Source organism: Trebonia sp., assembly GCF_030042015.1.
Lineage (GTDB): Bacteria > Actinomycetota > Actinomycetes > Streptosporangiales > Streptosporangiaceae > Trebonia.
This window is the reverse complement of sequence record NZ_JASIAL010000183.1, coordinates 1-12,854: the sequence shown is the minus strand read 5'-3', so window position 1 is coordinate 12,854 and position 12,854 is coordinate 1. Positions and strand designations below refer to the sequence as shown.

The 12,854-nt window shown below is 73.4% G+C and carries 8 protein-coding genes; 3 read left to right on the top strand and 5 right to left on the bottom strand.

The window, feature by feature from the left end:
* Positions 1–693, top strand: a 693-nt coding sequence (locus Q1N79_RS09445; protein WP_300606948.1) for a DUF3459 domain-containing protein, incomplete at its 5' end; no start/stop codon positions are given.
* 96 nt (positions 694–789) lie between these two features.
* Entirely contained in the window at positions 790–2,523 is a 1,734-nt protein-coding gene (locus Q1N79_RS09440; protein WP_300606946.1) for a hypothetical protein, read from the top strand.
* An 11-nt stretch (positions 2,524–2,534) separates the two neighbouring features.
* On the opposite strand, the gene Q1N79_RS09435 is transcribed toward Q1N79_RS09440, so the two are convergent.
* From Q1N79_RS09435 to selA, 3 genes are all read right to left on the bottom strand, one after another.
* Entirely contained in the window at positions 2,535–3,593 is a 1,059-nt protein-coding gene (locus tag Q1N79_RS09435; RefSeq protein WP_300606943.1) for an LLM class flavin-dependent oxidoreductase, read from the bottom strand.
* A gap of 369 nt (positions 3,594–3,962) precedes the next feature.
* On the bottom strand, positions 3,963–5,855 hold the full coding sequence (gene selB / locus Q1N79_RS09430) for a selenocysteine-specific translation elongation factor (RefSeq protein WP_300606941.1): 1,893 nt from the start codon (positions 5,853–5,855) through the stop codon (positions 3,963–3,965).
* Complete coding sequence (gene selA / locus Q1N79_RS09425; protein WP_300606939.1) at positions 5,855–7,285, bottom strand: L-seryl-tRNA(Sec) selenium transferase; 1,431 nt, start codon at positions 7,283–7,285, stop codon at positions 5,855–5,857. The genes selB and selA overlap by 1 nt, the downstream gene beginning before the upstream one ends.
* A 255-nt stretch (positions 7,286–7,540) precedes the next feature.
* Between selA and Q1N79_RS09420 the strand changes: the two genes are divergently transcribed.
* The gene (locus Q1N79_RS09420) at positions 7,541–9,217 is read left to right on the top strand and encodes a hypothetical protein (protein ID WP_300606937.1); all 1,677 of its coding nucleotides are present in this window, start codon (positions 7,541–7,543) and stop codon (positions 9,215–9,217) included.
* Positions 9,218–9,241: 24 nt separating this feature from the next.
* Here Q1N79_RS09420 and Q1N79_RS09415 read toward each other — a convergent pair whose 3' ends face one another.
* Together Q1N79_RS09415 and Q1N79_RS09410 are read right to left on the bottom strand one after the other, a co-directional pair.
* Positions 9,242–10,597, bottom strand: coding sequence for a glycosyltransferase 87 family protein (locus tag Q1N79_RS09415; protein ID WP_300606934.1), 1,356 nt, complete (start codon positions 10,595–10,597; stop codon positions 9,242–9,244).
* Between the two features lie 288 nt (positions 10,598–10,885).
* Positions 10,886–12,424 carry a hypothetical protein gene (locus Q1N79_RS09410; RefSeq protein WP_300606932.1) on the bottom strand — a complete coding sequence of 513 codons (1,539 nt, stop codon included), beginning with the start codon at positions 12,422–12,424 and terminating at the stop codon, positions 10,886–10,888.
* Positions 12,425–12,854 lie beyond the last annotated feature (430 nt).

Sequence of the window (12,854 nt, the reverse complement as noted above, 5' to 3'; positions counted from 1 at the left end):
TGGGACGCGGCGCAGATCCGCAAGGCGATCGACGCGACGCTCGCGCTGACCGACGGCTCGCACGCCCCGTGGGTGCTCGGCAACCACGACGTCGTCCGCCCGGTGACGCGGTACGGCGCCGAGGGCGCCCGGGCCGCCGCGCTGCTGCTGCTCGCGCTGCCCGGCTCGGCGTACGTGTACCAGGGCGAGGAGCTCGGGCTGCCGGAGGTGCTCGACATCCCCGCCGCCGCGCGCCAGGATCCCGCTTTCCGCCGCACCAAGGGCAGGGTCCGCGGTCGCGACGGCTGCCGGGTCCCGCTTCCCTGGGAGCGCGCCGGAGCTTCTTTCGGATTTTCCCGAACGATCCCCGGTGCCTCCCCAGCGCCACCCTGGCTCCCGCAGCCGCGCAACTGGGGCCGGCACAGCGTCGCCGCCGAGCGGGACGCACCGGGCTCCTTCCTGCGCCTGTACGAGGCGGCGCTGCGCCTGCGCCGCGCCCATCCGGCGCTCGGCGCCGGCGCGATGCGCTGGCTGGCCGCGCCGGACGACGCGCTGGTCTTCGCCCGCGACCCCGGCTTCGTGTTCGCCGCCAACCTGGGCGCCGACCCGATCCCGCTGCCGCCGCATCGCGAGGTGCTGCTGGCCAGCTCGGGCGCCGCGGTCGACGGCGAGCTGCCCCCCGGCATGGCGGTGTGGCTGGGGTTGCCCGGCTGACCGGCGCTGGCCGGCCCAGGCAAATCGGGCGCGCTTAGCCGCGCGTACTCGTGAAAGTCGTCCTGAGCAGCTCTGCTGCCTGCTAGTCTCCGGCCCGTGAGCGGGAAGCTCCCCAGCACGGGGGACATGGTCAGCGCGCCGGGCCTGCCCGCCGGCGAAGGAGCTTCGCCGCGGGCCAGCGGGGTTCGCGCAGCGCTTGACCGGACAGCGTGGGCGGTGCGCCGCGCGCGGCTGCGCGCCTACTGGCTGACGGCTCCTGGCAAGGTCATGCTGCTCGCGACCGCGCTCGCCGTCGCAATCCGGCTTTTCACGCTCACCCGCCCGGGCTACCTGACCGGCATCACCGAATATGACGACGGGGTCTATCTCGGTGCCGCGCTGCGGATGACGCAGGGCGCGATGCCGTACCGGGATTTCGCGTTCGTCCAGCCGCCCGGCATCCTGCTGCTGATGGCCCCGGTGGCGCTGATCGCCCAGCTGACCACGACCGTGAAGGCGCTCGCGCTGGCCCGGCTGCTGACCGCGCTGGCCAGCGCCGGCTGCGTCCCGCTCGCCGGGAACCTGGTCCGCTACCGCGGCACCGTCGTGACGCTGGTGACCTGCGGGGTGCTCGCCGTCTACCCCGACGACATCGCCACCGCGCACACGCTGATGCTCGAGCCGTGGATGAACTTGTGCTGCCTGCTGGCGATCAACGCGGCGTTCCGCCGCGGCCGCCTCGCGCGCCCCGGCAGGCTGGCATGGGCCGGCCTTGCCCTCGGCTTCGCGGGCGCCATCAAGTTCTGGGCGATCGCGCCCGCCGCGGTGCTGCTCGTCCTGTGCCTGGCGGTCCGCGGGGACGGGGCCAGGATGCGGCGGGTGCGCGGCTACCTGCCCGCGCTCGCGGCCGGCTTCCTGGTCCCTGTGGCACCGTTCCTGGCGTCCGCGCCCGTGACGTTCCTGCGCAGCACGATCACCGATCAGGCCGCCCGTGCGGGCAGTTCGGTGCCTATCTCCATCCGGCTGGCGAACCTGACCGGCGTCATCGACATCCTGACCACCGCGGGCAAGGTCTCGCTGAACGCGGGCGTGCACTCGATGTTCGCCGGGGGCGCCTCCCCCGACGCCACCGAATCCTCCAGCCTGGGCTGGCTGCCTTTCGTCGCCACCGTAGGGCTGATCGCGCTGGTCGCGGTCGGCTACGCGTGGCAGTCGCGCCGGCTGTCGGAGCTGGAGTGGCTCGCGCTGGTCACGGCGGTCCTCGCGATCGCGGCGGTCCTGGACTACTCGGCGTTCTTCTACCACTACGCCGACTTCCCGGCCCCGTGGCTGGCGATCACCGTGGGCAGCGCCGCCGGCATGCTGGCCGGCCGCCGCCTGCTGCCCACTCGGGTCGTCGTGCCCGCGGTCGCCGTGACGCTGCTGCTTGTCGCGGGCCTGCAGGTCAGGGAGACCTACCCGATGCGCCAGCCGACCGGCGAGGCGATGGCGCACTACATCCCCAAGGGAACCTGCGTCGTCACCGACGAGGTGTCGCTGACGATCGCGTCCGACCGCTTCGCCGACCTGCCGCCCGGCTGCCCGGACATCGTCGACTCGCTCGCCGCGACGCTCGTGCTCAGCGACGGGGTGAGCCCGCAGGGCGGCGCGAACCAGGTGCCCCAGGTGGTGGCGACCTGGCGGGAGTGGCTGGGCAAGGCCGACTACGTCTGGCTGTCCGCCGCGCACGGCTCCAAGCGCCGGATCCCGTGGACGCCCGCGCTCAGCGACTGGTTCAACGCCGCCTTCGCCAAGCTCGGCTCCTACGCGCCAGGCACCGGCCAGCTCTACGTCCGCGTCGCCGGCCACTGACCGGGGCCCGTTCAGCGCGGGAACAGCGGCCCGTGGTCAAGGTGCGGCAGCACGTGGCGGGCGAACAGGTCCGCCTCGGCGACGTGCGGGTAGCCGGACAGGATGAACGCTTCCATGCCGAGGTCGGCGTAGCCGCGGAGCTTGGCCAGCACCTGGCCGGGATCACCGACGATCGCCGCCCCGGCGCCTGAGCGCGCCCGGCCGATCCCCGTCCACAGGTTCGGTTCTGCGTACCCGGCGGGGTCGGCGAGCTCGCGCAGTTCGTTCTGCCGCCGGGTTCCCGCGGACGTGGTGTCAAGCGAGCGGCGGCGGATCATTTCCCCGGTCTGATCGTCCAGCCGTGAGACGAGGCGCGCGGCGGCGGCCCGCGCTTCCTGCTCGGTGGCGCGGACGATGACGTGTGCCCGGTATCCGAACCGCAGCTCCCGGCCGTAGCGGGCCGCGCGGGCCCGCATGTCCGCCACGACGGCCTCGACCGCGGACATCGTGTCTGGCCACATCAGGAAGACGTCCGCTGCCTGGGCAGCGACCTCGCGCGCCGCCTCGGAAAGCCCGCCGAAGTAAAAAGGCGGGCAGCCGCGGGCCGGGCGCAGCCGCGGCGGGTCCAGGGCGACGGTGATGAACTCGCCACGGTAGTCGACGGGCTTGCCGTCGAGGAGCGCGCGCAGCACGCGCATGAACTCCAGGGTGCGGCGGTACCGCGGCTCGGACTCCAATGCCTGGCCGGGCAGGTCAGAGGAGATGACGTTGACGGTCAGCCGCCCGCCGAGCATCTGGTCGATGGTCGCGAGCTGGCGAGCGAGCTGCGGCGGCCACATCTCGCCCATGCGCACGGCGACAAGCAGCCGCATCCGCCGCAGCAGCGGGGCGATCCCGGCGGCGAACGCGACGGAGTCGATGCCCAGCGTGTAGCCGGACGGCAGCAGCAGGTTGTCGTACCCGGCCTGTTCCGCGCCCAGGGCGATCGTGCGGCAGTGTTCCCAGCTGGACAGCAGCCGGTCCTCCTGGACACCGAGAAACTCATAGTCGTCGTCGCACAGCGCCGCGAACCAGGAGACCTCACAGCCCATAGGGCAAGTATGACCTCCGCGGCCCGACGCGCGCACCGCACGCACCACGCGCACCAGCGAGGCCAACGACCCAGCCCTATCGGGGTCCCGCGCCCGCTTGCCCAGGCTCCCGTCAGGCGAGCCTCCCCCCACTTCGCACACTCCATGACGATTTTGGAGTCCATTATGGGCGATTTGTCCATGCAGGAAGTGTCCAAAGTAGTACTGGCGGGACGCCTGGGACGCCAGGGAAACCGCCGGCTGCCCCGGCTACCACGGGCCGGGCCGGTCGGGCGCAGCCACCTCCGCTGTCGCGCCTCCGGCGGGTAATGGCGGGTCTCCCGCCGCGCGGCTCGCGGTGGCGGGGTCGGCGGGACGGCCGCCGCGCCGCTACGGCTGCGTGTCCTCGTGTCCGGGGCGCAGGCGGCGCAGGTCGCCGGGCAGGCGTTCGGTGACACGGGCGCGGTCCAGGTACTCAAGCAGCGGGATCGCCACGCGGCGGGACGTGCGCAGCGCCTGCCGGGCCTGGGAGGTGGTGAACGGCTGCGGAAGCCGGGCGAGCAGGCGCGCCGCCTCCTTGTCCGCGCCTGGCGCGAGCACCACCAGGTCGGCGACCCGCAGCAGCAGCCCGCCGCGCGCCGCCGCGGCCAGCGCCTTGCCGTCCAGGCCAAGCTCGCGCAGCCGCGCGCTGTCCGGCGCGTCGAACGGCTGCCCGGCCAGGTCGTCGAGGATCGCCCGGATGCCGCGGGCGACCCGGGGCGGCAGCGACCCGGCGACCGCGCCCGCGCCGCCCGTAGCCGCGGACCCGGCTGCCGCCAGCGCGGCGCCGATCCGCAGGTAACCGCCGTCGAGGACAACGCCGCCACCGGCCTCGACGGCGGGAGCGGGCGGGGCGAGCAGCGCGACCACGAGGTCGCGGCTGGGCAGGCGCAGCGCGGCGCGGGCCGCCTCGACCGGCATTCCCTGGGCGAGCGGATCCTTGTCCATGAACGCGGCGACCGTCGCGGGCAGCTCGGCGCGCAGCCGGTCCCAGTGCGCCGGGTCGGCGAGCCAGTCCCCCGCGACCGGCGCGGGCGGCTCGGCGGCGCCCGTCGCGGCTACGGTGCCCGCGCGCAGCAGCCGGTGCCTGCGCAGCAGATCGGCCGCGGCGGGCACCGTCGGCCAGGCGGCCAGCTCCCTTGCCGCGGCCGCCGCGGCGCCGCGCCGGCCGAGCGGCGGCGGGGCCGGATCGAGCACGGTCGCGCCGACGATCGCAAGGCCTCGCGCCCCCGGCGCCCCGGCCGCCCCCGGGTCGCGCAGCAGCACCCGGTCGCCGACGTGCAGCGGCAGCGCGTCCCGCAGGTGCAGCCGCGCGTACACGTGCGGGGGTCCGCCCCCGAGCACCCGCAACCGCGCCTGGGTGCGCGCGGAGCCGATGTGCAGCAGCAACTCGGGCGGGAAGTTCGGCGTGGTACCCGCCGCGCCTGCCGTGATCCGCACGTCGAGCGCGGCGGTCAGCGTCCAGCGGCCGGCCGTGACCAGCGCCATGCCGCGCTGCGGCACGTCCGGGGGGACGCCGCGCAGGTTCAGCGCCACCCGGGCCACCCCGCTCACCTGCTCGGACGGCTCGCCGAGCGCCTGGACGGCGCGCACGCGCACCGGCTGGAGCGACGGCGTGAGCAGCAGTTCCTGGCCGGGCCTGACCGTGCCCGCGGGCAGCGTGCCCGTCACGACCGTGCCGCTGCCGCGGATCGTGAACGACCGGTCGATCCACAGCCGGACGGGGGCCGCCGGATCGGGGCTCGGCAGCGACGCCGCGAGGCGGGCAAGCGCGGCGCGCAGCTCGTCAAGGCCCGCCCCGGTGACCCCGCTGACCGCGACCGCCTCGACGTTGCCGAGGCTGGTGGCGGCGAGTTCGGCGGACGCGGACCGCAGCGCCTCGGCGGGGTCCGCCAGGTCCGCCCGAGTGACCACCAGCAGGCCATGGCGCACGCCGAGGGCGGCGACCGCAGCGAGGTGCTCGGCGGACTGCGGCATCCAGCCGCCGTCGGCCGCCACGACGAACATGACGGCGGGGACCGGTCCAAGGCCGGCGAGCGTGTTGGGGACGAAGCGCTCGTGGCCGGGCACGTCAACGAACGCCAGCTGGTCGCCGTCGGGCAGCGTCATCCAGGCGTAGCCGAGGTCGATCGTCATGCCCCGGCGACGTTCCTCCGCCCAGCGGTCAGGTTCCATCCCGGTCAGCGCCCGGACCAGCGTGGACTTGCCGTGGTCGACATGCCCGGCGGTCGCGACGACGTGCATCAGGCGTCACCTGGCTGTGCGGTGCTCGCCGCGGCGGCCGCCGCCGCGGCGAGCACCGCGGCCACCAGGAGCTCGTCGTCGTCCGGGTCCACCGAGCGCAGGTCGAGCAGCAGCCGGCCGCGTTCGGTCCGGCCGACGACCGCGGGCACCGCGCCGCGCCGGACGGGGGCCCCGCGGCGCAGCGGCGCCGCCAGCGCCTCGGGCAGCGCCACGGCGGCGCCGGGCAGCGTGACGCCGGGCGCGCCGCCGCCGCCGACGGCCCCCTCGGCGGCCACCACGCTCGCGGAGACGGAGTGGGCGACCAGAGCCGCGACGGCTCGTTCTGATCGATGGAAAAGAGCGGCGGGGTCGGCGGCGAGCGCGCGGGCGACCGGGGGCGGGGGTCCGGTGAGGGTCGCCTCGAGCGCGGCCAGCGTCAGCTTGTCCACCCGCAGCGCGCGGGCCAGCGGGTGGCGCAGCAGGCGGCGGACGAGATCCGCGCTGCCGAGCAGCAGTCCGGCCTGCGGGCCGCCGAGCAGCTTGTCGCCGCTCGCCGTCACCAGCCGCGCCCCGTCGGCCAGCGACGTGGCCGCGTCGGGCTCGCCGGGAAGCAGCGGGTGCGGCGCGAGCAGGCCGGAGCCGATGTCGTGCACGACCGGGACCGTGAGGGCGGCGAGCTCGCTGACCGTGGCGCTGGCGGTGAACCCCTCGATCCGGTAGTTGGACGGGTGCACCTTGAGGATGAACGCGGTGTCCGGCCCGACCGCCTGCTGGTAGTCGGCGGCGGTGGTGCGGTTCGTGGTGCCGACCTCGCGCAGCCGCGCGCCTGTCGAGGTGAGCAGGTCCGGCAGCCGAAACCGGTCGCCGATCTCGATGAGCTCGCCGCGGCTGATGACGATCTCGCGGCCGGCCGCGAGCGCGGTGGCGGCCAGCACGATGGCGGCGGCGTTGTTGTTCACCACGCCGACCGCCTCGGCGTGCGGGACCGCGGCCTGCAGCGCGGCCAGGGCGCCCTTGCCGCGCTGCGTTCTCGTGCCGGCCTGCAGGTCGAACTCGACGTCGCAGTTGCCCGCCGCGGCGGTCAGCGCGTGGATGGCGGCGGCGGACAGCGGCGCCCGGCCCAGGTTCGTGTGCACGACCACGCCGGTCGCGTTGATCACCGGGGTCAGCGTGGCGGCGCGCGGCGGCAGTTCCGCGACGGCGGCGTCGGCGACCTGCTCTGGGGTGATCTCGTTGTCGCGCGCCTTCTGCTGTGCGCGGGCGACGGCGGCCTTGACCAGTGGGCGGCCGAGGCGGCGCTGCGCGGCGGCCAGGCGCGGATCGTCGAGCAGCGCGTCCGTCCGCGGGATGCGGCGCCTGGCCTGGCTCCCGGCGTTGGCTGCGGGCGGGATCGCGGCGCCGCCGGAGCTTCCTGGCGCGTCGCGGGCGAGATCATCCACGGTGGCGAACATACCGTGCAGGGCGCCCGCGGCCTACCCTCGCGCCCTTGTGATAGGTTTGCCCCGCTCAGTGAGCGTTGGCCGCGGCCGGGCGTGGCACCGGCGATCATGGTGCAGCATTACCGTTACGGTAGGCCGGCAAGTTGTCTGGAGCGTCCCTGTGCCTGCTAGTCTCCGCCCGTGAGCGGCAACCCTGGTACTCCCAACGCCGTCGGCCCACCGACGGCGCGCGCCGGCGTGGCATCGCACCGTACCCAGGCTCCCGTAGTGCGCCGCCGGCTCCGCTGGGCGCGGCTGCGCGCGTACTGGCTGGCCCCGCAGGGCATCGTGATGCTGGCCGCGACCCTGCTCGCGCTGGCGATTCGGGTCTTCACGCTGACCAGGCCCGGCTACATCACGGGCGTCACCGAATATGACGATGGCGTCTACCTCGGCGGCGCCATCCGGCTCCTGCAGGGTGCGCTCCCCTACCAGAACTGGGCGTTCGTACAGCCGCCGGGCATCCTGCTGCTGATGTCCCCGGTGGCGCTGATCGCCAAGGTGGGCACGGCCACGGACGCGATGGCGACCGCCCGGGTGCTCACCGCGCTCGCGAGCACCGCCTGCGTGCCGATGGCCGGCAGCCTGCTGCGTTACCGCGGAACCTTCGTGACGCTCGTCACCTGCGGCGCGCTGGCCATCTACCCGGACGACATCACGACCGCGCATACGCTGATCCTCGAGCCGTGGATGAACTTGTTTCTGCTGCTTGGGGCGTGCCTGGCGTTCCGGCGGGGACACTTGGCGTTCCCTCAGCGGCTGCTGTGGGCGGGCGTCGCGATCGGGTTCGCCGGGGCGGTCAAGTACTGGGCGGCGCTGCCGGCCGTGGCCTTGCTCGTGCTGTGCGTGGTCACCGGGCCAGGCGCCGGGCGAGGCGCCTGGCATAGCGCCCTGCGGGTCCGGCGGGCGGCGTGTTACGCGGGTGGCGTGCTCGCGGGGTTCCTGGTGCCTGTGCTGCCGTTCGCGCTGACCGCGCCCTCGGTCTTCGTGCGCAGCACGCTGTTCGACCAGGCCGCGCGGGCCGGCACGTCCGTTCCGCAGTCGCTGCGGCTCGCGCACATCACCGGGCTGATCGACTTCCTCAGCAGCACGGGACATCTCAGCCTGGCCGCCGGGGTGCATTCGATGTTCGCCAGCGGCGGCGCGGCGGCGACGTCCACGACCGGCGCGGGCTGGCTGCCGTTCGCCGTCGCGCTGGTGGGCGTCGGCGTGATCGCGATCGGATACTGCTGGAACGCGGGCCGCATGTCCCCGCTTGAGTGGTTCGCGCTGGTCAGCGCCGCGTTGGCGATCGCCGCGGTGCTGAGCTACTCCGCGTTCTTCTACCACTACCCTGACTTCGCCGCGCCGTGGCTCGCCCTGACGGTCGGCGCCGTGGCCGGCTCGCTGGCGCACGCGGTCGCCGAATGGACGCGGGCCCAGCGCGTCGTGATCGCCGGCACCGGGGTTGTCATCCTCGCCCTGGCGGTCTTCCAGGCGAGTGAGGTGAGCGGGCTGCGCGCGCCGAACATCTCCGCGGACGCGGCGGCCATCCCGGCGGGCGCGTGCCTGGTCACCGACCAGACCTCGCTGGCGATCGCCGCTGACCGGTTCACCGCCGCGCGGCCTGGCTGTCCCGACATCATGGACTCACTGGCGGCGACGCTCGTGCTCAGCGACGGGGTAAGCGTGCAGGGCGGCGCCGCCGACCTGCCGGACGTGGTGGCGGCGTGGAAGAAGACCTTCAGCGAGGCGCAGTACGTCTGGCTGTCGCCGAACAACGCGCGCCGCATCCCGTGGACCCCCGCGCTGCAGTTGTGGTTCATCACCCACTTCCAGGTCCTGCAGTCCCCCGGCCCAGACGGGCTCGGCGACGTGTACGAGCAGGTGTCGCTCACAGGAACCGGGCCCGCCCAATCCGGCTGACGCGGTCAGGCTCGCACCTCGCGGTCAGGCTCGCGCCTTCGCCAGCAGCGCTCGCGCGACGCCGCCGCGCTCGTGTGCCAGCCGGATCGCGGTCACGCACACGACGACGAACAGCCCGAGGCCTGCGAGCAGGTACAGGTTCCCGGCGATGAGCTGCAGCCCGTGCCAGTGGTATTCGACGTACTTCGGGTTGTCCCCGTGCGCGAAGGGACTCGCCGGAGCGTAGTTGATCAGCCCGCCCTGCAGCAGGCCGGCGCTCCGCTTCCAGAAGTCGGGCCACGCGCCGTAGACGGCGAGCACGGCCGCTGCCAGCGCCAGCCACAGGGCCCGGGCGCCGACGGAAGCCGCCCGCACGCCCGCGTCGATGATCACGGCCAGCCCGGGCGCGATCCACACCCAGTGGTGGTCCCAGCTGATCGGCGAGATAAGCAGCGCGGTCAGCGCGCACGCCATCAGCCCGGCGAAGGTCCGCCCGGACTGGTGCAGGATGACCGCGGCCGCGAGCCCGAGCACGGCCACGATCACCGCGGCGGCCAGCCACAGCGGCTGCCCGTGGGCCACGCTCCCGGCGAGCCTGGTCAACAGGCCGTTCAGCGACTGGTTCTCCTGGTCGCCGACGAAGCCGGTCCGGCCCGCCTGGAAGAAGTCGCCGTCGAGCCACCAGGTCACCGAGGGCTTCGGCAGCACCGCGAACCCGATGATCACGGTGACCGCGAACGCCCCCGCGGCCACCGCCGCCTGGCGGAACCGCCGGGTGACCACCAGGTACACGATGAACAGCAGCGGCACGAGCTTGATGCCGGCCGCGATGCCGGTCGCCGCGCCCTTCAGCCGGCGGCGGTCCGGCTGGCACAGGTCCCAGACGACCAGCGCCATCAGGACCAGTTCTATCTGACCGAGGTAGAGCCCGCGCTGCACCGGCTCGGTCCAGAACGCCAGGCCGGTGAGCAGCAGCGTGGCCCCGGTCCTGGCGGTGCCACGCCAGCCCAGCTCGCGGAACGCGATCCAGATGGTCGCGGCCAGCGCGACCGTGCTGACCAGCACCACCAGATCCATGAGGGCGCGGAACGGCAGCAGCGACCCCACCGCGAACAGCAGTGCCGCGAACGGGGTGTAGGTGAACTGGATGCCCAGGTCGTTCTCGTAGTGCCAGCTGTACAGGTTCGCCGGGTGGTGCAGCGCCTGCTGCCCGCCGTCCAGGTAGACCTGCAGGTCGAACCCCTTCAGCAGGACCGACGACGGGTGCGTGGCGAGCGCCGCGAGGTAGGCGGCCGCGGCCACCGCGGCCACCGCGGCGCCCACGACCAGCAGCACCCGGCCGCGGGCCTCGTCCCGCCCGCCCGCGGGACGCCTGCTGGCCAGCCCCACCTCTGCTCTCATCACTGGCGTCTTCTCCTCATCCCGGGCACCCCGGCCGCTTTCGGCAGCATAGTGCACGTGCTTGGCCGCCCCCGTGCCAACGCGTGCCGGAACCCGCGCAACCCGGGCGCGCCTGGCGGAAGGACAAAACGCCCATACCGGACGCCAGCCCGTGCCCCGGTGGGGCCGCCGCGCGCCCGGCTGCACCGCGGTGTTCGACAGCATCACTTACCAGCCGGGCGCGCCCGACGATCTGCGCGACGGCAGTTAACCAAGTGAGCTCACCTGGCCCTGCTAACCGCCGAGGCATCAGCCCGCTACGGTCCACTGGCCCGTCTGCGGGCCAAGGCCGGTGTCCAGGGTGTACGTGACGTCCCTGATCGTCGCCGCGCTGGGCACGTCGAACAGCACGCACCCGGTTGCCGAGGCACCGGGTGCGATGGCGGAGTCCGAGAGCAGCGGGCAGCCCGTGACGGTGACGAACGTCTCGCCGCCGTAGGACTTCCCGGCCGTGTCGATGACCGTGGCTTCGAGGGCAGGGGTCGGGCTGTACGGCACGCGTCCCGTGTTGTCGAAGTGGAACTGCACCGTGTAGTACCGTTCGCCGGCCGGGGGGCCGAAGATCGGATCAGACGCCGTCGCTGAGTTGATCACCCGGACGGGGGTGATAGTCACCTGCTCGCCGCTGCTGATCCCGGCGAGCTTGATGGCCGAGCCGAACGATGCCGTCGTCGTGCTGGTCGGGGGCAGATTCACGTTCACGGACACGGACACGGACACTGTCGGAGCCGGGCCCGACGCCTGGCTCTGCCCGGCCTGCGCGGTGTTGGGCCAGATCAGTCCGATCAATCCGGCGATCGCTACCTTGCCCCCCACGACAAGGCCCGCCGCGAGAGCGGTTGCCAGCAAGCCACGTGGCCGCCGCCGCAGCTTGACTCGCGCCTCGTCCTCCGTCAGGGACGGCGGTTCTTGGGACGTCTGCTCCGCCCGCAGCTGCCCGTCGGACCCGGCTGACACGGTTGCCGGTCCGCGGGCCGCCTTCTCTCTTCTGTACAGCAGCCAGTTGCGCACCATCTTCACGAAGAAGATCGCGACCACGACCGAGAAGCCGATGAACAGCAGGCTGACGCAGATGGCGACGATGGCGATCCTGTCGTTGTTGATCAGCGACGCGCCCAGCCCCCATTTCCATAGCGGTTCACGGACCAGGAACGGATGGTTGAGCGGCACCTGGTCCGGCCAGGTGGCGCTCATTCCCGCGCCGCCGGTCTCCAGGGTGCCGTCGGTGCTCGTGGCGCAGACATTCCCGCTGCTGGGGTAATACGAGCAGGTCGTCTGCCACGACTGCGGCACGAACAGGACGCTGTTCCCGCCGGACAGGTACGAGACCCCGTTGACAACGCCGGGCAGGAAGAGCACGCCGAGCCCGAGGACGCACGCCAGCATCACCCAGGCGGCCAGGAACGAGAGCCCGTGCCGCGGGGGATACCGGTACGCATGCGCGCGGCGCGAGTGCTGATCCTCGAACGAGATGGCCTGCCAGCGCAGAACGGCGGACCGGCGTCTGAGCAGCACGCTGTCGACTATCGCCAAGACCAGCCCGATGATGGTCAGGGCGGCGAGCACCATCATGATGACCAGGATCGCGACGGGCCCCGCTCCGGTCGCCGAGTACCGGTTGGAGTAGACGGCGCTGGCCAACAGGAATGCGAGGAAACCGCCGGCCGCGGTCCAGCTCCAGCCGCGCCGCCTGTGCAGCAGGAGCACAATCCTGGCTACCTGAGGATCCGGGCTGGCTGCCGGGGCGCCCGGGGCGCCAGGGGCGCCAGGCTGGGATGGGGATCTCACGCGGCAAGCGTAGATCCGCCGCACCGGCGGTAGCCAGGTTACGTTGGATTGTTATAGCCGCGCTTGCACGCGCAGGCGACGCGCTGTCATGGGGTCTGAACCGCCGTCTTGCGCCGGATCCTGGCCGGAGAGCGCGGTGAGTCCCTGCTGGACGGCCTCGATCCGGTCGACACCGCGAGCGCGGCGAGACGCTGGCCCGCCTTGGGCAGCAGTGACCGCGCAAAGACGCCGCAGCGGCTGGCCCCGCAGTGTCCCTTTCATAAGCTGGGGGCTAACTGGACGGCAGAGACGGCGGAGGCTGCGGTGTCTGACCACATCGAGATCGAGCAGAAGTTCGACGTGGACGAGGACTTCGGGCGGCCTGACTTCGGCGCCCTGTCCGCGGACGTGGCGGCAGCCCCGCCGGTCAGGCACCACCTGGCCGCCACCT